Origin of the sequence: Synechococcus sp. BDU 130192, from assembly GCF_963876085.1 — a bacterium.
Classification (GTDB): Bacteria; Cyanobacteriota; Cyanobacteriia; order Cyanobacteriales; family MRBY01; genus MRBY01.
Window position 1 is genome coordinate 92369 of record NZ_CAWNNO010000061.1, and the last position, 20147, is coordinate 112515.

The window sequence follows — 20147 nt, forward strand, 5'->3', positions numbered from 1 at the left end:
TAGTCCCGTCTGCCCTATGGATCTCCGTCAAGATACTGCCCTCTCCAGAAGCACCCCCAGCGCTACGGCTACCTACTCTGCTTCCAGGGCGGTAACACCGACGAAACCCCAGACCTATGTGATCAAACGGAGTGGCAAACGGGCTCCCCTCGATGTCACCAGAATTCGCAACGTGGTGCAGTGGGCCTGTCAAGATTTAGAAGCCAACACCATTGAACTGGAAGCCGGGCTGAAAACGCGCCTCAAAGATGGGGTTACCACCCGCGAAATTCAAGAAAATTTAATTCAATGTGCCCTGGAGATGTGCAGTCCCGAAGAACCGGACTGGCGTTATGTGGCTGGGCGTCTCCACATCTGGAGCCTCTGGAAAGATACCCTCGTGGCGCGTGGTTATCAGTATGGTCAATATCCCCAGCTCGTGGCGGATAAAGTAGCCGCAAAAGCCTACGACGAGCGGCTATTGCAATACAGTGCGGCGGAGCTAGAAATTGCCAATGGCTGGATCAATCCCGATTGGGATATGGACTATGACTATGCCGGAGCGGTGCTGCTCACCAAGCGTTATCTGCTGGATGATGAATTGCCCCAGGAAGCCTTTTTAACTTGCGCCCTTCTCCTTGCTCTCCCGGAAAAACCAGAAAATCGGCTCAAGTGGGCGAAAAAATTCTACGAGGCGATCGCCCAGCGGCAGATTTCCTTAGCAACGCCGATCCTCGCCAACCTGCGGATTCCCAACGGTTCCCTCTCTTCCTGCTTCATCATTGGCATGGAAGACAACCTCGAAAGTATTTTCCGCGAAATCACCAATGCGGCACGCATTTCTAAAAATGGTGGCGGGGTTGGCTGTAATGTTAGTCGGATCCGCGCCACAGGGAGCCGCGTGATGGGCAAGGCCAATGCCTCCGGGGGCGTTATCCCTTGGATCAAACTCCTCAACGATACGGCGATCGCCGTGAACCAGGGGGGGCGCAGAGCTGGGGCAATCACCGTTTCCCTCGATGTGTGGCATTTAGATGTGCCAGAATTCCTCGAAATGCAGACCGAAAACGGGGATCAGCGGCGCAAGGCCTACGATGTCTTTCCCCAACTGGTAGTCACCGATGAATTTATGCGGCGAGTACAAAACAAAGAAGCCTGGACATTGGTCGATCCCTACGAAGTTAAAGAAAACCTCGGCATTGATCTCGCGGCCCTCTGGGGCGAAAAATTCGACGCGGCCTACCGTCAAATCGAAGCAAGCCTAGACCAAGACATTAAGCTCTACAAAAAAGTCGATGCCCGGCACCTGTTTAAGGAAATTATGCGATCGCAGATCGAAACTGGGATGCCCTACATCGCCTTTAAAGACACCATCAACCGTGCTAACCCGAACCAACACGAGGGCTACATTCCTGGGGTCAATTTGTGTGTTGAATCATTCTCCAATGTGGTGCCGGGTCAGCTCGCCCACACCTGTAACCTCGACTCTTTAAACTTGGCGAACATTGAAGCTGATGAATTAGCCGATGCCTGCGAAGTGGCGGTGCGCATCCTTGATAACACCATCGAAATTACCAACACTCCCTTTGAAGACAGCAGCATCCACAACCAGCGTTACCGCACCATTGGCGTAGGGGCGATGGGTTTGGCAGATTGGCTCGCGAAAAATAAGCTTTCCTACAAAAATATTGAGGCCATCGATCGCCTCTTTGAAGACATTGGCTACTACTGCACCCGCACCTCTGTAAACCTCGCCCAAGAACGGGGCGCTTACCCTGGGTTTCCGGGTAGTGAGTGGAGTAAGGGACATCTGATTGGCGCGAAACCGATTACTTGGTATCGAGAAAATGCCCACGCAGTAGACCGCTGGGAACGCCTCAGTGAAGACGTACAAAAGTACGGGATCCGCAATAGCCACATCACAGCGATCGCCCCCAATACTTCCTCTTCCCTAGTGCAAGGTTGTAGCGCGAGTATTTTGCCGACCTACAGCAAATTTTTCTATGACAAATGGGCAAAAGGCACCGTTCCCATTGCCCCACCGTTTATCGGTAAATCTTTCTGGTTCTACCAAGAAAACAAAAGCATGGATCAGCGCCTTGTGGTCAAAGCCGTCGCGACGATGCAAAAGTGGATCGATACAGGCATCTCGATGGAATTGATTTTCAATCTCAACCAAGGCATTTATTTCCCGAACGAACCAGAACGGGCCTTAAAAGCAAAGGATATTTTTGAAATCTTGATGCTGGCTTGGGCTGAAGGTTGCAAGGCAATTTACTACATCCGCACCGTACAAAAAGATGATTTTAAAGAGGGATCAGAAGGGTGTGTTGCCTGCGCGAATTAAAAAACCTGTATCGACAACGATGGGCTGATCGGGCACTTTTGCTGACCATTGCGGTTCATTAAGCGCCTGGTGGGAAAGGGATCAGGGGTTTCGGGGAATTTGTTAGGATTAGAGATTACATATTTCTTGTTCCGCAGTTGTTCAAAACCCTATGGCAGACACCAAAAAACCGATCAAAATCATTAGTGATAATCGTAAAGCCCGTTTCCAGTATGAAATCCTCGAAACCTTAGAGGCCGGGATTCAGCTCCAGGGAACGGAGGTTAAATCGGTGCGGGCGGGCAAGGTAAACCTAGGGGACGGTTATGTGTTGATTCGCAACAACGAGGCTTGGCTGCTCAATGTGCATATTTCGCCATATACTGCCAGTGGCCAGTACTTTAACCATGAACCCAAGCGCGATCGCAAATTGCTGTTGCACCGTAAAGAAATTCGCCGCTTGATCGGTCAACTAGAACAAAAGGGATTGACGCTGATTCCTTTAAAAATGTATCTCAAGGGCAGCTTAGTAAAAGTCAGTCTGGGGCTTGGCCGTGGGAAAAAGCTCCACGATAAACGCGAAACGATTAAACGTCGCCAGGATAGCCGGGAAATGGCGCGGGCCTTGAAACGTTATTAAGGCAAATTGAACCATTGAAAGTTTTCCCAAAGAAAACTCTATGTCGCATCAAATGGGACAGTGAATTGTCGGGCGATCGCCCTGGGAAATACCAATATTTTTCGGTCATCCTTTTGCATAATTAGTGGGGTTAAACCCAGTGATAAGAAATCCCAAACAATAAAGGCGATCGCCAAAACTCAACAAAAGCATTCGTCAAAAGGGTGAATGTATCTTAAGATTGTCAGATAAGAGAATTAATTTTCTTGACAAAATCACGAATAAAATAAGCAAGTAAGATAGGAGGACATCTATGGCTCTCGTCCCAATGCGTTTGCTCTTAGATCACGCTGCAGAAAATAGTTATGGCATTCCTGCGTTTAACGTCAACAACATGGAACAGATTCTGTCCATCATGCAGGCTGCTGATGAGACCGATAGCCCCGTAATTCTCCAAGCGTCCCGTGGTGCCCGTAGTTATGCCGGGGAAAACTTCCTCCGTCACCTCGTGCTTGCCGCCGTGGAAACCTACCCCCATATTCCCGTTGCGATGCACCAGGATCACGGCAACAGCCCTGCCACCTGTTATTCTGCGATCCGTAACGGTTTCACCTCTGTGATGATGGACGGTTCCCTCGAAGCCGATGCCAAAACCCCCGCGAGCTTTGACTACAACGTCAGTGTGACTGCTGAAGTTGTGAAAGTGGCCCACTCCGTTGGTGCTTCCGTCGAAGGGGAACTCGGCTGCCTTGGCTCCCTCGAAACAGGGATGGGTGAAGCAGAAGACGGCCACGGTTTTGAAGGCGCTCTCAGCAAAGAACAACTTCTAACTGATCCCGACGAAGCTGTCGAATTCGTTGAGCGTACCCAAGTAGATGCCCTTGCTGTAGCGATCGGGACCAGCCACGGTGCTTACAAATTTACCCGGAAGCCCACTGGTGAAATCCTCGCCATTAGCCGGATCGCTGAAATCCACGCGAAACTCCCCAACACCCACTTGGTAATGCACGGTTCTTCCTCTGTACCCCAAGAATGGCTCGACATGATTAACGAGTACGGTGGTGCCATTCCTGAAACCTATGGTGTACCCGTAGAAGAAATTCAAAAGGGTATTAAGAGCGGTGTGCGTAAAGTCAACATCGACACCGACAACCGTCTGGCGATCACTGCGGCAATTCGTGAAGCAGCGATGAAGGATCCGAAGAACTTCGATCCCCGTCACTTCCTCAAGCCTTCGATCAAGTACATGAAGCAGGTTTGTAGCGATCGCTATCAGCAATTCTGGTGTGCTGGTAACGCTAGCAAGATCAAGCAAATCCCCTTAGATGAGTTTGCGAAGAAATATGCCAGCGGTGAACTCGCAGCAAAAACTGCAGTTAACGCCTAAGTTGTAACTCCCGCCAGTCTTAGGGTTTATTCCCTAAGCTAGCTTGAATTTGAGTCCGGTTCCAGTAGGGATAGGGCTCACTTTTTTTTGCTTAATTCAGGCAGGGAGCTTATTAATTACCCCACAGTTACTCAATAACCCTCCCCTAGCCCCTCTACCCCTCTAGTGGAAGAGCGTTAAAAGATTTGAGGGAGGTGCTGAAGGCGGAGGGTATTATCTTCGGTGAAAGAGTAACCTTGGGGGAAGAAATAATTTAGTTAAGGGTGCGCACATCGGTGACTTGACCCGTCACAGCGGCAGCAACAACCATCGCCGGACTCATGAGTAGGGTGCGTCCCGTCGCAGAACCCTGCCGTCCTTTAAAGTTGCGGTTGGAAGAAGAAGCGCTGATCTGGTTGCCTTCGAGCTTATCGGGGTTCATGGCGAGACACATGGAGCAGCCGGGTTCCCGCCATTCAAAGCCTGCTTCGGTAAAAATCTGATCGAGTCCCTCTGCCTCAGCCTGTTGTTTCACTTGTTCAGAACCGGGCACGACAAAGGCTTTTACTCCCGGAGCAACGTGATGGCCTTTGGCATATTTAGCGGCTTCCTGGAGATCGCTCAAGCGACCATTGGTGCAACTACCGATAAAACAGACATCAATTTTGGTGCCTTGGATCGCTTGGCCTGGTTGAAGCTGCATATATTTGTAAGCCTCAGCGGCGATCGCCTGTTCATCTTCGGCCATCATTTCTGGGGTCGGCACTGATTCATCAACGCCAATGCCCTGACCCGGTGTGATCCCCCAAGTGACGGTGGGGGCAATGTCTGCCGCGTCAAAGGTGACCACATCGTCATATTCGGCGTCGGCTTCACTGCGGAGACTATCCCACCAGGCGATCGCCTTTTCCCAGGCTTCTCCCTTGGGCGCAAAGGGACGGCCTTGCAAATAGTCATAGGTTACTGAATCGGGGTTGACGTAGCCGCAGCGGGCACCCCCTTCGATGGACATATTACAAACCGTCATCCGCTCTTCCATGGACATTTTTTCAAAGGTTGTCCCGGCATATTCATAGGCGTAGCCGACGCCCCCTTTAACGCCCAGCTTGCGGATAATGTGTAGAATGACGTCTTTGGCATAAACTCCGGGCTGGAGATCACCATTTACCTCGATTTTACGAACTTTCAATTTTGCCAGAGCTAGGGTTTGGGAGGCGAGCACATCCCGCACTTGGGAAGTCCCAATGCCAAAGGCGATCGCCCCAAAAGCGCCGTGGGTAGAAGTGTGGGAATCACCACAGGCAACGGTCATCCCCGGCTGTGTTAATCCCTGTTCTGGGGCAATCACATGGACAATCCCCTGGCCCCCGGAGCCGACATTATAAAAACGAATTTTGTTGGTAGCCGTATTTTTTTCCAGTTCTTGCATCATCGCTTCGGCGAGGGGATCCGCAAAGGGTCGCGCTTGATTTTCCGTCGGGACAATGTGATCCACCGTAGCGACCGTGCGTTCTGGATACATGACCTGGAGATTGCGGTCTCTGAGCATGGCAAAGGCCTGGGGACTGGTCACTTCATGGATCAGGTGCAGTCCGATAAATAGTTGCGTTTGGCCAGAGGGTAAAACTTTAACGGTGTGTAAGTCCCAAACCTTATCAAAAAGAGTGCCTTTGCTCATAGAACTGAATTGCTTAAGTACGCCAATAATATTCTGTGCAGAGCTTCAATCATACAACTTTTTTTTCCTCGCTTTGGGCAGGGGTTTGGGAGAGGGGCAAGGTGATTGTAAAGGTACTACCTTCCTGGAGACGGGAGGTGAGACTAATCTGACCTTGGTGGGCTTCGAGGATCAGTTTTGAAAGGTGTAGCCCCAGACCGCTGCCCCCGTTGTAATGCTTGCCTTGGCGGAATCGCTCAAAGATTTCTAATTGATCTTCCGGGCTAATGCCGCTCCCCGTATCGATTACTTGAATTTGCACTTGCTCTTGATCGACTGGGGTCAATTTAACAGTGACGTGGCCTTGATCGGTAAATTTAATGGCGTTGCTCACCAGGTTCACTAAGATGCGATGCACGGCCAGGCGATCGCCTTCGAGCCACACGGGGACTTCGGGGAGTTCCCCCTGGAGTTGCAGTTGTTTTTCCTGGGCGAGGGGACGTAATTCCCCAAGCACATTGGTAATCACAGTCTTGAGATCCACTCGACTAAAATAGAACGTTTTCCGCTCGGATTCGTAGCGATAAACCTCCAAAATATTGTTCACCATCTCCAATAGATTGGCATTACTGCGGGACATAGTGCGTAAAACCTCTTGCATTGCTTCCGACAGTTCCCCCAAAGCCCCCTGCAAAAGGAGATTGAGCATCCGATCCGCCGCAATCAAGGGAGTACGCATATCGTGGGTTAACCGGGAGGCGAAGTCTTCCCGTTGCCGGACAATCATATTTTTCTCATCAACGGTATGTTTAAACCGCAGCAGCGATCGCACCCGGGCAATCAGTTCATCAATCTCCACGGGTTTACGGATAAAATCATCAGCACCAATATCCAAACCTAGGGCAACACTCGGTTGGGCATGGGCAGTGATCAACAGGATGGGAATGTAAGGGATGTCGGGGTCGTTACGAATGTGCCGTGTGATCTCAAAGCCATCCATGTGGGGCATCATCACATCGAGCAAGATCAGGTGAAAAGGCTGCTGTGCCACAAGCTCCAGGGCTTTTTGGCCGTTATTAACCGTCACCAGGTCTAAATCTTCATCTTCTAAAATGCTCTGGATCAACAATAAATTATCCGGCGAATCATCCACGACCAGAACGCGATCACGGTTGCTCAGCGAAAACATGGCACATCACCCCAGGTTAATTTCGACTCAACTGCTGGTTGAACAGCGGAATCCCCTATTTTAAACGTTGAACCCGATGGCGGTTACGGCATTGCTTCTTTAGCTTCATTATACCCAGGTCATTGCAGGGAAATGGGGCAATTAATAAGTTTAAATACTCAATTTCTTTGATAGGGCGATCGCCCCTTTTGGCTCAAGCCCACCAATTATTTAGAAATGATTTTATCTAGTTGATATTGGCGCTCCTCAGTAGTTTAAATTATTTCAGTCTGCATTATCCCCTCAAAAAAGAGTCCCCTAGAAAAGCTGTAATCTTAGGCCGATCAATCCTTGATTCTTCCGAGAAAACAAAGGAAATTTGGTAGGATAGAAAGGCTGCTTCTATCTCAGGTTAAGGGTCTACCTCTAGAAAACGGCGATGGGATCAAATTTCTCCCCTAGGCAACTGCTAACAGCCAGTACGGAGAAGTCCTCTTTTTGTTGCTTCATTTTTAGCTCTTCTCGCACGTGCCCCCCATAAACAACATCAGAGCAGATTGTGTAACAAAAACAGAAGGAACGTTGGATTAGGAATAGAGACTTTATGGTTAATGAATCGTCAGATCAAGGGGGGCAACCACCGAGGGGAATCGGCAGTTTTGCGTGGTTAATTGAGGCCTATGGTCAGGCGATCGCCCTGTTAGAAAATCAAGCGGCCCAGATCGAAACTTTAGAACGTGAAAAAGATCATCTCGCCAACCAATATCGAGAGGCGCTCCAGCAATACCATCAGCTCAAGGAGCAATACGATCACCAATACAGTCAACAGTACCAAGAATATTTTTCGTTGCCCCTTCCCTGCTACCGTTGGCAAGCCATTGAGGGAGAGCTTTATTTATCGGACTTTAATCCGGCGGCGGCACGGTTCAATAGCCAAGCACTCCAGCAGCCTTCTTTGAATCTTGGGCAACGCCCCCAGAAAATTTTTGCTGCGTTACCCACCCTCTACCACCACCTAGAAAATTGCCTCAAACGGGAGGTCTCGAACAGTCAGCGATTGCAATTTATTCGCTTAAATTTGTACCTCCGGGTGGAGTATGTGTTTATTGCTCCGGATCAAATCTTAATGTGTATTCTCGACGAGAGCGAGCAACTCCTCACGGAACAACAACTCCGCCAACAGGTGCGCCAACAGTCGGCGATCGCCAAATTAGGGAGCATCAGCCTCAACACATCAGATCTAGCGAAATTATTTCGTCAAGCGGTAATTTTTGTGGCCCGCACCCTGGACGTTCCCTATAGCTGCCTCTATCTGAAACAAAAAAAGACCTCTATTTGCACCCTAGAAGCAGGTTATGGTTGGCCTGTCGATCTCATCGGTGCGGTCACAGTGAGCACGACTCCAGATAGCCACGTTGGCTATACCCTGACCCAACAACAGGCGATCAGCATCGAGGATTTGCGCGTTGAAAGTCGCTTTCGGGGCGAAACGTTACTGCACAATTATCAAGTAGTCAGTGGGATTAGTATGCCCATTGGCCCAGTGGATAACCCCTGGGGAGTACTGGCGGTTTATAGTACCGAAGAACGTCATTTCAGTGGGGATGAGACTTATTTTCTCCAGGCGATCGCCCATGTTCTGTCTAGTAGTATCGAACGCGATCGCCAGGCAGCGGACATGAACCTTTTACACCGCTCGATCAATGTGATCCGCCAGGGAGTGGTAATCACCGATGCCCGGGAAGAGAATAATCCAATTATTTATGTCAACCAAGGTTTTGAAAAAATTACTGGCTACACCGCAGATGAAATCCTTGGTCGTAACTGCAATTTTCTCCAGGGCCGCGATCGCCGACAGCCTCCCCTCACAGAATTGCGGGCTGCGATCCTCAAGGGCCAAGAATGTAACGTCACCCTCCGCAACTACCGCAAAAATGGCGAACCCTTTTGGAATGCCCTCCACATTTTTCCGGTACGAGATCCCGCTGGTTATCTGACCCACTTTATTGGGATCCAAACGGATATTAGCCACGAAAAGGCCGCCGCTGCTAACCTCCAAAAAACCGAAGCGCAATTTCACCAAACCTTCCAACTCGCCCCCATTGGCATGGCGATCACCACCTTAGGGGGCCACTATGAACGGGTCAACCAAGCCTGGTGTCGGATCACTGGCTACGATCAAGAGACCCTCTTGGAAAAAACCTATCTAGAGTTAACCCATCCCGATGATCAAGCTGAAGATGAACGCCTCAATGAGCTCCTGCAGCAAGGCGATCGCCAGGAATTTCAGCGGGAAAAACGCTACATCGCCCAAGATGGCCAAAAAATTCACATCCTAGAACAAGTCGCCCTCGTGCGCGATGCCGAAGGCAAACCCCTCCATGTAATTCGGCAAATGGTAGACATTGGCGATCGCAAACAAATAGAACAGCGCCTTGTCCAAGAAGCCTTCTATGATCACCTCACCGGCCTCCCCAATCGCTCCCTCCTAGAAGAGCGCCTCGAGCAAGTCATTAAACAACAACAACGCTATCCCCAACACCACAATGCTCTTTTATTCCTTGACTTAGATTATTTCAAAGCGATTAATGACCGCCTCGGCCACCTCGTTGGTGACCAGCTCCTACAAGACTTTGCCAAACGCATTTGTCATTGTCTCCGGGATGTGGATACCCTGGCCCGTTTGGGGGGAGACGAATTTGTCGTGCTCCTCACAGAAATAACCGAGCCCCAGACCGCCTTTGAAGTTAGTCAGCGGATCCATAAAGCCCTACAAACCCCCTTTGAACTCGCAGGCCAGTCCCTATTTGTAAAGGTGAGCATTGGTGTCTTACCTAAACTTGATCGCTATCTGACGGCGACGGGCATTTTACGCGACGCAGACCTAGCGATGTACCATGCCAAAGCCAAGGGACGCGCCCGTTCAGAAGTCTTTGAATTACCTTGAATTTAGCCCACTTCAGCTAGCCTGAGAGATCACAACTAAAAAAATCTCCCCCAAACTGGGGGCAGGGGGGCTGTGTCAATAAGCTCTGAGGCACAGTTTAAATCCCACGCATAAAAAAAGAGACTTTTCCCCAATTATTTAGAGAAAAAGTCCCCTTGAAAAAAAGCAGGGAAAAAGCGCGCAGGTTAACTGTCGCAGCAACTACAGAGAAGCCTTCGCTGGATTAGCCGACACATCTTCCTGAAGAGCGGCATATAAACGATTCAAGGCGCTGATGTACGCCCGGGCCGACGCTACCACAATATCTGTATTTGCAGCATGGCCAGAATAAATCCGTCCCTCGTGCCGCAAACGAATTGTGACTTCACCAATGGCATCAATGCCCGCCGTTACCGACTGCACGGAATATTCAATTAATTCATTGGGCACCTGAACCACCCGGTTAATCGCCTTATAAATGGCATCTACAGGCCCGGTACCAATGGCTGCATCGGTTAATTCTTTCCCTCCGGGAGTACGGATCGTAATGGTGGCTGTGGGTTGGGCATGGTCACCACAGGAAACCTGCACCAGCTCCAGACGGAATAATTCCGGCGGTTGCTGGGTTTCATCCTTAACGATCGCTTCCAGATCCCAGTCGGTAATTTCTTTTTTCTTATCGGCTAGATCTTTAAAGCGCAGAAAAGCTTTGTTGAGATCGTTATCAGACAAATCGAACCCTAATTCTGCTAGGCGGGTACGGAAAGCATTCCGACCAGAATGTTTACCCAAGATAATTTGATTATCAGTTAAGCCAATGGACTGGGCATCCATGATCTCGTAGGTGAGCTTATTTTTCAGGACGCCATCCTGGTGAATGCCTGACTCGTGGGCAAAGGCATTCAAACCCACAATCGCTTTATTGGCCTGGACAGAAAGCCCTGTCAAGTTAGATACCAAACGAGATGTTTTGTAGATCTCTTTGGTATTGATGTTGGTCAAAGGTGCTTCTGAGTCAGCAGGCCGACCGAGGAAAGGATTGTAATACTGGCGGCGCACATGGAGGGCCATCACCAATTCTTCGAGGGCGGCATTCCCGGCCCGTTCGCCAATGCCGTTAATGGTGCATTCTAATTGTCGCGCGCCATTTTTTACGGCTTCGAGGAAATTGGCCACCGCTAGGCCCAAATCGTTGTGGCCATGGACAGAGATAATTGCGCGGTCAATATTGGGGACGTTTTCTCTGATGCCTTTGATTAGAGCGCCAAATTCGGCGGGGGTTGTGTAGCCGACGGTGTCAGGGATATTGACGGTGGTTGCCCCGGCATCAATGACGGCTTCGAGGATTTGATAAAGGAATTCAGGATCCGAGCGGCCTGCGTCTTCGGGGGAAAATTCCACATCGTTGGTAAAGGTTTTGGCGTAGGCAACCATTTCTGGGGCGATCGCCAACACATCCTTGCGGCTTTTGCGGAGTTTGTATTCGAGGTGAATATCGGAGGTGGCGATAAAGGTGTGGATTCGATTTTTGAAAGCTGGCTTCAGGGCATTGCCTGCCGCTTCAATGTCACCCTTGGTGGCCCGGGCTAGACCACAGATCGTTGGCCCATTTTCTGTGCCGACTTCGGCGGCGATACGTTGCACAGCATCAAAATCACCCCGACTCGCCCTGGGGAAACCCGCTTCAATGACATCTACACCAAGTCGCGCCAGGGCACGGGCGATCGCCAGCTTTTCGTCTCCATTTAGGGTTGCCCCCGGAGATTGTTCACCATCCCGTAATGTTGTGTCGAAAATAATAATGCGATCGTCTTGGTTGTTCATCATTTCCCGCTCCCTTAGCGTGAAAATAGTCTAAATAAAAACTCTATGTTGATTGGAATAAAAGTACTGGCTATGCTCCACTTTAAAAGAGTCCATAGCTATCTCCCTAGGATAAACCAATTCCTTAGGAATTAGATATTCTGCCGTAAAAAAGGATGGGTGGCGTTTATCCAAGCATGACCCATGGTCAGAGGTAATGGCTTACTGCCCCTATAGGTAGCTAAAAAAAGTCGGAATATCGGGCAAGAGTTATGGTTGCCAGTCATCCAGAGCATTTGCGATTGAGGGTACCCACGTTATTGGAACACAACACTAAATCTTTGGCCTTAATTCAGTCAAAAATATTGGCGTCATTCAAGGCATTTTTAAAGCATTTATGGCTACTGTGATTGCTTAAGGTTCTGTTTTTTCAATTTCGGCCCGCAGATTATTTAGATCAATGTAACAATCCGTGGCATTTCTCAGTTCCCTGGCGATCATTCCTTCCGTCGAAACAACGGTAATGTGGGTATTTTTTGAGCGCAAAAGTTCGATCGCTCGTTCAAAATCACCATCGCCACTAAACAAGATAACTTGATCATATTGATCGACTGTATTAAACATATCGACCACAATTTCAATGTCTAAATTTGCTTTCTGGGAGTAGCGACCGGAGACATCGTCATAGTATTCTTTGAGGATTTTTGTGCGTACTGTATAACCCAGACTGATCAAGGCATCGCGGAAACCCCGCTGATCTTGGGAATCCTTTAGGCCTGTGTACCAAAAGGCATTAATCAGGCGCACGGTGGGATCGCAAGTGAAATAATCTAAAACACGACGGGGGTCAAAAAACCAATTATTTTTTTGTTGTGCATAAAACATATTATTCCCATCTACAAAAATAGACAGGCGACGCTGATAAAAGTTCATAGCAAAATTGGCCCTAAAATAATAGGGTGATTTTTTTAAATATAGGGTTTTAGTTTGGGTTTAAATAAAGGGAAGGAAGTTGTTCCCTCGCAATAAAAATAAAAGAGAAATATAGTGTAGGTTAGCAGATGGACTAGGCCAGGCATTCCTACGGAATAAAGCATAAAAATAAGTCTATCGGCCTATTGTAAAGGCTAAGGGATCTTTTCGGCAATGCTAAAAAATAGAGGCGATCGCCTGTAGAGTAAACAAGATTGAGGCCCGCAAAAGACCATGAATTTTCTCCGGAAAAAGCAACTACAGCAACGTCTACGCCAGGATCCTTACTACCGCCTTCGTTCCCTCGAAGAAGTTGCCCTCGCTGCGGCCATGGGGATCAAGATCGATGTCAACCAAGCCACCGTCGATGATTGGCTCCGTCTACCAGGTATTTCCATCCACCAGGGGCGATCGCTCGTGCAGCTCACCAGCCAGGGGGTGCAATTCTATAGCCTCGACGATGTGGCAGCGGCCCTAGGAGTTCCCAGTCAACGTCTCCAGCCCTTGGCCGCGATCCTCAGTTTTGCCTACTATGCACCAGAGTTAGCCCCAGTACAAATTAACCTAAACCGCGCTGACCTTGGGGCGCTAGTCGATTTTGGCGTTGAGGCTCCCCTGGCCCAACGGATCATTACAGAGCGGCAACGGGGACAGTATCGTGATTTTGCAGATTTACAAAGTCGGTTGCAGCTTTCTGGGGCACAGATCATGCAGTGGTTGCACTTGTTTCGCTTTTCGTGAATGCAGTCGTCCCATTGATCGCGAAACTTGTTAACGTGGGAAGGAATATTACAACTAACTTTTCGCCGAATCCATGACCCACCAGCGCGATCCCGAAGCCCAGGCTGTTGCCCAGGAACTAAAGCAGCAAATCATGATTTTGGGTTTGTTTCTTGCGAGTTTTTGGGGCCTAGAAATTAGTGATCAGTTTGTTTTTCAAAATCTTTGGCGGGGTGGCCTAGATGTATTCGGCATTCTGCCCCGACAACTGCTGGGACTCAGGGGAATCTTCTTTGCGCCCTTTCTCCATGGTGGTTTTCAGCACCTCGTCACCAACTCAATCCCCTTTGCGCTGTTGGGCTGGCTCGTGATGCTAGACCGCATCCGTGATTTTTTTACGGTCACCTTGATCACAATGCTTGTCGGTGGCCTGGGGGTATGGCTCATTGGTGCCCAAAATTCTGTGCATATTGGGGCCAGTATTTTAATTTTTGGGTATTTGGGATTTCTATTGTTTCGGGGCTACTTTCGGCGAGATATCCCATCCATTGCCGTTTCACTCTTGGTATTTTTTCTCTATGGTGGGGTGCTTTGGAGTGTTCTGCCGACGACCCCAGGGGTGTCTTGGGAGGGGCATTTATTCGGACTTATCGGCGGGGCGATCGCCGCAAAATATCTCAACCCCCGTTCCCTTCGCCGCTAATGGATTGCACCAGTTTGTGCTTGCCCTAGTACCGTTATTCTGGGTCATTTTCTCCAAGCACCTGTTCCGTAACGGTTGCTGATTCTGTCATCTCCAAGGGGGCGTTGGTGTTTTGCCACAGGGCAAAGGCAGAGACGGCCATCAAAACCACCGAGGCGATCGCCAAACTGCCCGCCGCCAAGTGGTGCTCCCAAGACCACGCTTGCCAAAATTTCCGGGGGAGGGGAGCCATTTGTACGCCCGGTTGCTCTTCTGGGGCGATCGCCAATGTCCCGCCATCGTTGAGATAAATCAGGCGCAATTGCATCAACCGCAGCAGAGCTTGATCAATATCCTCGCCACTGGCCTTTTCCGTAAGAAATTCTGCGGTCCAGACTTGAAAATACTGTAAATTCAGCTCCTCTGGCTTCGTTTGGTTTTGGTGAAAATGGAGCCAACGGTAGAGGAGGGTTTCGCAGGTAGTAAGGCGTTCTTTGATCATAGGTTTGGACTGATGCACAAATCGAAATTTATTCGGTAACATTCGCTACAAATATTCTAGAAAAAAAAGCTCCCTTTGGGGAACCTAATTCACGTTTATTGACGTTTTGTGCCGCGAAATGTAATGAATCCTAGACAATACCGCCCTTTAGCCGCCAATTTGCGACATGGTGCGGCCATATTGACCCGTGGTGGTTCCCATATCGCGCATTTTGAAATTAATCTCCGGTTTTTGGTCGAGGAGTGCTTTGACCTCCGCCCGAATTTCCCTAGGGGGAACCCCAGTCCGGAGTAATGTTTTGAGATCCATTTGTGCTGCTTCATTCAATAGACAAGGCCGGAGCCAACCATCTGCTGAGAGGCGCATCCGGTTACAGCGATCGCAAAAACATTCAGACATCTGGGAAATAAACCCAAGCGTCCCCTTCGCCCCGGGAATCTTAAAAATATCTGCGGGGCCATTGCCCTGAACGACTGCCGTTTCTAAGCCCCATTTTGCCCGGATCCGTTGGCGTAATTCTTCCGAAGGAATCCAGGCCCGTTCATTAAATAATCTGTCGTTGCCAATGGGCATAAACTCAATAAAGCGCACGTGCCAATGGCGATCGCCTGTCAACGCGGCTAAATCTAATACCTCTCGATCATTGACCCCAGGGATCACCACGACATTGAGCTTGAGGGGGTCAAAACCAACCCGATGGGCCACTTGAATGCCCTCCCAAGTTTGCTGCCAGCGACTCTTTCCCCGATTGCCAATGATTTGATCAAAGGTCTCAGGATTCAAAGAGTCTAGGCTGATATTGAGACGATTCAGACCCGCATCATACAAATCCTGAGCCAGATCCGCTAGTAAATAAGCATTTGTGGTCATCGATAAATCTTCTACCCCCGGCAAATGGGCGATCGCCCGGACGAGGGGGACTAACTGGGGGCGTAGGAGAGGCTCTCCCCCCGTGAGGCGAAATTTACGGAATCCCAAGGGAATAAACACCTGTTCAAGGAGCGTGACAATTTCCCCATTGCTCAACTGCTCTGAGGTCAGCAAATATTGGAGGCTCGCTTCATCTGGGACGCAGTAATGGCAACGAAAATTACATCGATCAATCAAGCTAATGCGGAGATAATCTACCGGATTCATGCTTACTGCTACCACGACAAATAAAGGACAAGCTTCCTTTGAGGATACAGAAGATGACGATCCTCTGTCTGGTTCAGATCAGACTTTAAAAAAATATCGATCTGTGTTATTTTGTTCGGAATATTTATTTGCTCTATAAAATACCGTTTTTAATCTCTCTTCAGCATTCACAATTTTCCCCAATCTCCACAGCAACCTGGCGATCGCTGGTGCTGGGAAATATGAGGCCTTGGATTTTTCCCTGGCTTGTTTTATCTGTTAACTTCCACTAGGGATTTTTTGCTGAACGTGACTACGACTCCACTCCAAAAACCGATTGACGCCACCAATACAGGCAATAGTCTTCAACGCCAAATCATCGTTATCTTAGATTTTGGCTCCCAATACTCTGAACTGATTGCCAGAAGAATTCGCGAAACGGAAGTTTACTCTGAGGTCATTTCCTATCGCACCAGCGCCGAACAATTGCGGCAACTTAATCCCAGCGGCATCATCCTCTCCGGTGGCCCCAGTTCTGTCTATGACGACTATGCCCCGGCCTGTGACCCTGAAATTTGGAATCTTGGGATTCCTGTCCTTGGGGTCTGCTACGGGATGCAGCTAATGGTGAAACAACTCGGCGGTACCGTCGAGCGCGCCAAGCACGCAGAGTATGGCAAAGCATCAATCTTTATCGATGATCCCACCGATCTGCTGACCAATGTGGAGGAAGGCTCCACCATGTGGATGAGCCACGGGGATTCCTGTGTGCACCTGCCCGAAGGGTTTGAAATTTTAGCCCATACGGACAATACTCCTTGTGCGGCGATCGCCCACCATGGCCGCCAACTTTACGGGGTGCAGTTCCACCCAGAAGTGGTTCATTCCCAGGACGGTATGGCCCTGATCCGCAACTTTGTTTATCACATTTGTAAATGTGAACCCACCTGGACCACAGAAGCCTTCGTTGAAGAAGCAATTCGTGAGATCCGGGCCCGGGTCGGCGATCAACGGGTACTCCTCGCCCTTTCTGGAGGCGTTGATTCTTCTACCTTGGCCTTTTTGCTCCACCAAGCGATCGGCGATCAACTGACCTGTATGTTCATCGACCAAGGCTTTATGCGGAAAGGGGAACCGGAACGCCTTGTGGAAATTTTTGATGAGCAATTCCACATTCCCGTCGCCTATATCAACGCCCGCGATCGCTTTATCGACAAGCTCAAAGGGGTTACCGATCCCGAAGAAAAGCGACGCCTTATTGGCCACGAATTTATCGCCGTCTTCGAGGAAGAATCAAAACGCCTTGGCCCCTTTGATTACCTCGCCCAGGGGACTCTATATCCCGATGTAATCGAATCGGCGGATACCAACGTTGACCCCAAAACGGGAGAACGGGTCGCGGTCAAAATTAAAAGTCACCACAACGTCGGCGGTTTACCAGAAGATCTGCGCTTTAAATTGGTTGAACCCCTCCGCAAACTCTTCAAAGATGAAGTGCGTAAGGTAGCAGCCAGCATTGGTTTGCCCGAAGAAATTATTCGCCGTCACCCCTTCCCTGGCCCTGGCCTCGCGATTCGGATCATTGGCGAAGTCACCGCAGAACGGTTAAATATTCTCCGGGATGCAGACTGGGTTGTGCGGGATGAAATCAAAAAGCAAGGGGTTTACAGTGATTTTTGGCAAGCCTTTGCGGTCTTACTACCGATTCGTAGTGTGGGTGTGATGGGCGATAAGCGCACCTATGCTCACCCCGTCGTACTGCGGATGATTACCAGTGAAGATGGGATGACAGCGGATTGGGCTCGCCCTCCCTATGAGCTTTTGGAAACCATTTCTAATCGCATGGTGAATGAGGTGAAAGGGGTTAATCGCGTGGTCTATGACATCACTTCTAAGCCTCCTGGCACCATCGAGTGGGAGTAACTACACTTCCTTAGCTCCCCTTCAGGAACACCCATCTAGCTCCCCTCAAGGGGAGATTGAGAGTCCCGCAGGTTAAAACTGTTGGGGCTTTTTTCTTTGGGAGCAACTGATCTTGCTTAGGCGGCTCGTGGTAAAAAAACGGAAAATGTTGTGCCTTGATCTTTGCTTTCGACGGTGATTTTGCCTTTATGGTTTTTGGCGATCGCCGCCGCAATGGCGAGACCAAGACCTGAACCAGTACTACTTTCCCCAGGATCCGTCCGGGCGGGATCAAGACGATAAAAACGGTCGAAAATATTGGTCAAATTTTCGGCAGGAATACCGATGCCATTATCTTTAACCGTCACTTGGAGGGTTTCTCCGGTTGTTCGCCCTGTTTTCTCCTTGAGGGCCATGGTGACGGTAATTTGCTTGGGTTTGTCGCCCCAGTCCCCTGGAAAAGCATAGGCGATCGCATTGCCGATCAGATTTGTAAAGAGGCGCGCCATCTGATCCCAGTCTCCCAAGATGAGATAGGCTTCTTCGGTGGCATCTCCTTGAATATCCAACTGCAACTCAATTTTTTCCTGACGGCAGATGGCCCGTTGTTCTTCAATGACCTCCAGCAATAGAGCATCCAGGGGTAATTGTTCAAATTCCGCCTGAAGCACCCCACTATCACTGCGGGCGAGAAATAAGAGGTCATTTACTAAACGGCCCAACCGTTGGGTGAGTCGCTCGATCACCTTGAGATTTTGTTGGCGTTGGTCGGGATCTGGGTAGGCGATCGCCATTTGTACATTGGTTTGGATCATCGCAATGGGATTACGCAACTCGTGGGACGCATCCGCCGTAAATTGCCGCAATTGTTGATAGGAATCCTTTACCGGTTCGATGGCAATGCCAGACAGTAACCAGCCAATCACCGCCCCACAGGTAATCATGATTACGATCCCCAGACTGAGATCAAGGACTAATTTGCGAATTGGTCGCGTCACCTCAAACCAAGGATGGCTCACCCGTAGATACCCTAAAACATAGCGATCCACTTCGAGGCGATCGGTGATTTGTCGCAGAAGATAATCATCACCCAGACGTACCGTTTCCCCCCGGGGGTGCCACTCTAGGGGCAAGACTAATGGTTCAGAAAAAGTAGACCAGAGCAATTCTCCGGCGGGGTTAAAAAATTCGAGGTCAATGCGGTCATCCTCGACGGTGGGGGACTGTTGCCGAAAGCTGGCTTCTAAATTGATGTGATAGCCCACAGGATCATCTGGCTCAATGATCAGCGATCGCTCTACCACTTCCACCACGTGCTTTAGGGTGTCATCGATGCGTTCAATCAGGGTATAGCGCACATAAAAATAAACCCCCGTCGCGAAAACCAAAAGCAACACTGCGGTGATCGCCGTGTACCAGAGGGCCAGACGATTACGGGTGGTTTGAAACATTACTGCTGCGCCGCTTGGATCAACTCTGCTCCCACAGGAGTCCCAACAAAACCAAGGAAAGCTTCAACCTGGGGGGAAGCGGGTTCTTGGTAGGCGTAATAAAGGGTGCGGGTGTAGGGATAGAGGTCTGATTCTGGGGTAACCCCATCAATGGGCACTGTTCTGACGGTTTGCTGATTGGCGATCTGACTGTAGGTGGCATAACTGATTCCATCTGCGCCCAGGGCCTGCAAAATCGGCGTGGTGGCATCCTGTTCCATATTCATAAAATTAGGGCCATTTCCGAAGTTTGAGCCGTTGAGTACCGTTTCTTGGAAAGTTTGGTAAGTGCCACTCACTGGAGGGCGATTAATAACCCGAATTGTTCCCATCGCTTTATCGGTAATCGCTGACCAATCGGTGAGATTCCCTTGGAAAATGCCCTGTACCTGTTCCCCAGTCAGCCCTGTACTAAAGGGATTTTCCTTGGCGACTACAATGGCAACGGCATCGGTGGTAACGGCGATCGCCTTGAGACCCTGTTGCATTTCCTCCGGCTGGAGGGGGCGGGAGATCGCCGCGAGGTCAATATTTCCCGCCAGCAGATCTTCAAGCCCCTTACTCGAACCATTAGCAGTTGTTTCGACACGGGTCTGGGGATATTGCAACTCGAACCGATTTTTTAGGGCGGTGTTAATCTGCACCATACTGGTAGAGCCAGAAATTTTTACCACCGTCCCTGGGGCCACTGTTGCCGGTGGACTGAAGGGATTATCTGTGGCTTGGGAACCTGGGGCGATCGCCCCATCATTAGTTCCCGTTTCTGCGCCATTTGGGGCCAAACCCTGAAAGCCAGAACGATTTAAAAACCACCAACCACCGCCCCCCAGAATGCCTAGGGTAACGATGAGGGCCATCATTAGAGGCAACGTATCATTTTTTTGGGCCATGGTTGCTCTTGTTGCGTGCATGGAATTTG

15 protein-coding genes are annotated in these 20147 nt (G+C 49.7%); 7 read left to right on the forward strand and 8 right to left on the reverse strand.

Going from position 1 to position 20147, the window contains the following annotated elements:
• The first annotated feature begins 16 nt into the window (after positions 1-16).
• The 3 genes from AACT35_RS14865 to fba all read left to right on the forward strand — a co-directional run bounded on the left by AACT35_RS14865 (position 17) and on the right by fba (position 4311).
• On the forward strand, positions 17-2326 hold the full coding sequence (locus AACT35_RS14865; RefSeq protein ID WP_254047933.1) for a ribonucleoside-diphosphate reductase subunit alpha: 2310 nt from the start codon (positions 17-19) through the stop codon (positions 2324-2326).
• A 151-nt stretch (positions 2327-2477) separates the two neighbouring features.
• Entirely contained in the window at positions 2478-2945 is a 468-nt protein-coding gene (gene smpB, locus AACT35_RS14870) for an SsrA-binding protein SmpB (protein WP_012306970.1), read from the forward strand.
• A 292-nt stretch (positions 2946-3237) separates the two neighbouring features.
• On the forward strand, positions 3238-4311 hold the full coding sequence (gene fba / locus AACT35_RS14875) for a class II fructose-bisphosphate aldolase (RefSeq protein ID WP_030006557.1): 1074 nt from the start codon (positions 3238-3240) through the stop codon (positions 4309-4311).
• Between the two features lie 253 nt (positions 4312-4564).
• On the opposite strand, the gene leuC is transcribed toward fba, so the two are convergent.
• Positions 4565-5968 carry a 3-isopropylmalate dehydratase large subunit gene (gene leuC / locus AACT35_RS14880; RefSeq protein ID WP_099237591.1) on the reverse strand — a complete coding sequence of 468 codons (1404 nt, stop codon included), beginning with the start codon at positions 5966-5968 and terminating at the stop codon, positions 4565-4567.
• 49 nt (positions 5969-6017) lie between these two features.
• Positions 6018-7136 (reverse strand): sensor histidine kinase, encoded by a 1119-nt coding sequence (locus AACT35_RS14885; RefSeq protein WP_099237593.1) that lies wholly within the window; start codon positions 7134-7136, stop codon positions 6018-6020.
• Between the two features lie 583 nt (positions 7137-7719).
• Between AACT35_RS14885 and AACT35_RS14890 the strand changes: the two genes are divergently transcribed.
• Entirely contained in the window at positions 7720-10062 is a 2343-nt protein-coding gene (locus AACT35_RS14890; RefSeq protein WP_012306974.1) for a sensor domain-containing diguanylate cyclase, read from the forward strand.
• Between the two features lie 201 nt (positions 10063-10263).
• Here AACT35_RS14890 and AACT35_RS14895 read toward each other — a convergent pair whose 3' ends face one another.
• Positions 10264-11865 carry a 2-isopropylmalate synthase gene (locus tag AACT35_RS14895; RefSeq protein WP_099237595.1) on the reverse strand — a complete coding sequence of 534 codons (1602 nt, stop codon included), beginning with the start codon at positions 11863-11865 and terminating at the stop codon, positions 10264-10266.
• Positions 11866-12258: 393 nt separating this feature from the next.
• Positions 12259-12777, reverse strand: coding sequence for a LabA-like NYN domain-containing protein (locus tag AACT35_RS14900; protein WP_012306976.1), 519 nt, complete (start codon positions 12775-12777; stop codon positions 12259-12261).
• 273 nt (positions 12778-13050) lie between these two features.
• On the opposite strand from AACT35_RS14900, the gene AACT35_RS14905 reads away from it, so the two are divergent.
• Together AACT35_RS14905 and AACT35_RS14910 are read left to right on the forward strand one after the other, a co-directional pair.
• Complete coding sequence (locus AACT35_RS14905) at positions 13051-13557, forward strand: DNA uptake protein (RefSeq protein ID WP_099237597.1); 507 nt, start codon at positions 13051-13053, stop codon at positions 13555-13557.
• Between the two features lie 73 nt (positions 13558-13630).
• A complete protein-coding gene (locus AACT35_RS14910) occupies positions 13631-14239 on the forward strand; it encodes a rhomboid family intramembrane serine protease (protein ID WP_012306978.1) in 609 nt (202 codons plus the stop codon).
• Positions 14240-14273: 34 nt separating this feature from the next.
• On the opposite strand, the gene AACT35_RS14915 is transcribed toward AACT35_RS14910, so the two are convergent.
• Together AACT35_RS14915 and moaA are read right to left on the reverse strand one after the other, a co-directional pair.
• On the reverse strand, positions 14274-14720 hold the full coding sequence (locus tag AACT35_RS14915; RefSeq protein ID WP_143596750.1) for a hypothetical protein: 447 nt from the start codon (positions 14718-14720) through the stop codon (positions 14274-14276).
• 147 nt (positions 14721-14867) lie between these two features.
• A complete protein-coding gene (moaA, locus tag AACT35_RS14920) occupies positions 14868-15872 on the reverse strand; it encodes a GTP 3',8-cyclase MoaA (protein ID WP_445267911.1) in 1005 nt (334 codons plus the stop codon).
• A 300-nt stretch (positions 15873-16172) separates the two neighbouring features.
• On the opposite strand from moaA, the gene guaA reads away from it, so the two are divergent.
• Entirely contained in the window at positions 16173-17759 is a 1587-nt protein-coding gene (gene guaA, locus AACT35_RS14925) for a glutamine-hydrolyzing GMP synthase (RefSeq protein ID WP_173867208.1), read from the forward strand.
• Positions 17760-17875: 116 nt separating this feature from the next.
• Here guaA and AACT35_RS14930 read toward each other — a convergent pair whose 3' ends face one another.
• Both AACT35_RS14930 and AACT35_RS14935 read right to left on the reverse strand, forming a co-directional pair.
• Entirely contained in the window at positions 17876-19189 is a 1314-nt protein-coding gene (locus AACT35_RS14930; RefSeq protein ID WP_099237603.1) for a sensor histidine kinase, read from the reverse strand.
• Positions 19189-20139: a substrate-binding domain-containing protein gene (locus tag AACT35_RS14935; RefSeq protein ID WP_339374627.1), complete on the reverse strand. Its 951-nt coding sequence runs from the start codon at positions 20137-20139 to the stop codon at positions 19189-19191. The genes AACT35_RS14930 and AACT35_RS14935 overlap by 1 nt, the downstream gene beginning before the upstream one ends.
• Between the last annotated feature and the right edge of the window lie 8 nt (positions 20140-20147).

What these genes read in the sequence shown, in the direction of transcription:
- AACT35_RS14865 (WP_254047933.1), top strand. Translation starts at nt 17, where the DNA reads ATGGATCTCCGTCAAGATACTGCCCTCTCCAGAAGCACCCCCAGCGCT.
- smpB (WP_012306970.1), top strand. Translation starts at nt 2,478, where the DNA reads ATGGCAGACACCAAAAAACCGATCAAAATCATTAGTGATAATCGTAAA.
- fba (WP_030006557.1), top strand. Translation starts at nt 3,238, where the DNA reads ATGGCTCTCGTCCCAATGCGTTTGCTCTTAGATCACGCTGCAGAAAAT.
- leuC (WP_099237591.1), bottom strand. Translation starts at nt 5,968, where the DNA reads ATGAGCAAAGGCACTCTTTTTGATAAGGTTTGGGACTTACACACCGTT.
- AACT35_RS14885 (WP_099237593.1), bottom strand. Translation starts at nt 7,136, where the DNA reads ATGTTTTCGCTGAGCAACCGTGATCGCGTTCTGGTCGTGGATGATTCG.
- AACT35_RS14890 (WP_012306974.1), top strand. Translation starts at nt 7,720, where the DNA reads ATGGTTAATGAATCGTCAGATCAAGGGGGGCAACCACCGAGGGGAATC.
- AACT35_RS14895 (WP_099237595.1), bottom strand. Translation starts at nt 11,865, where the DNA reads ATGAACAACCAAGACGATCGCATTATTATTTTCGACACAACATTACGG.
- AACT35_RS14900 (WP_012306976.1), bottom strand. Translation starts at nt 12,777, where the DNA reads ATGAACTTTTATCAGCGTCGCCTGTCTATTTTTGTAGATGGGAATAAT.
- AACT35_RS14905 (WP_099237597.1), top strand. Translation starts at nt 13,051, where the DNA reads ATGAATTTTCTCCGGAAAAAGCAACTACAGCAACGTCTACGCCAGGAT.
- AACT35_RS14910 (WP_012306978.1), top strand. Translation starts at nt 13,631, where the DNA reads ATGACCCACCAGCGCGATCCCGAAGCCCAGGCTGTTGCCCAGGAACTA.
- AACT35_RS14915 (WP_143596750.1), bottom strand. Translation starts at nt 14,720, where the DNA reads ATGATCAAAGAACGCCTTACTACCTGCGAAACCCTCCTCTACCGTTGG.
- AACT35_RS14930 (WP_099237603.1), bottom strand. Translation starts at nt 19,189, where the DNA reads ATGTTTCAAACCACCCGTAATCGTCTGGCCCTCTGGTACACGGCGATC.
- AACT35_RS14935 (WP_339374627.1), bottom strand. Translation starts at nt 20,139, where the DNA reads ATGCACGCAACAAGAGCAACCATGGCCCAAAAAAATGATACGTTGCCT.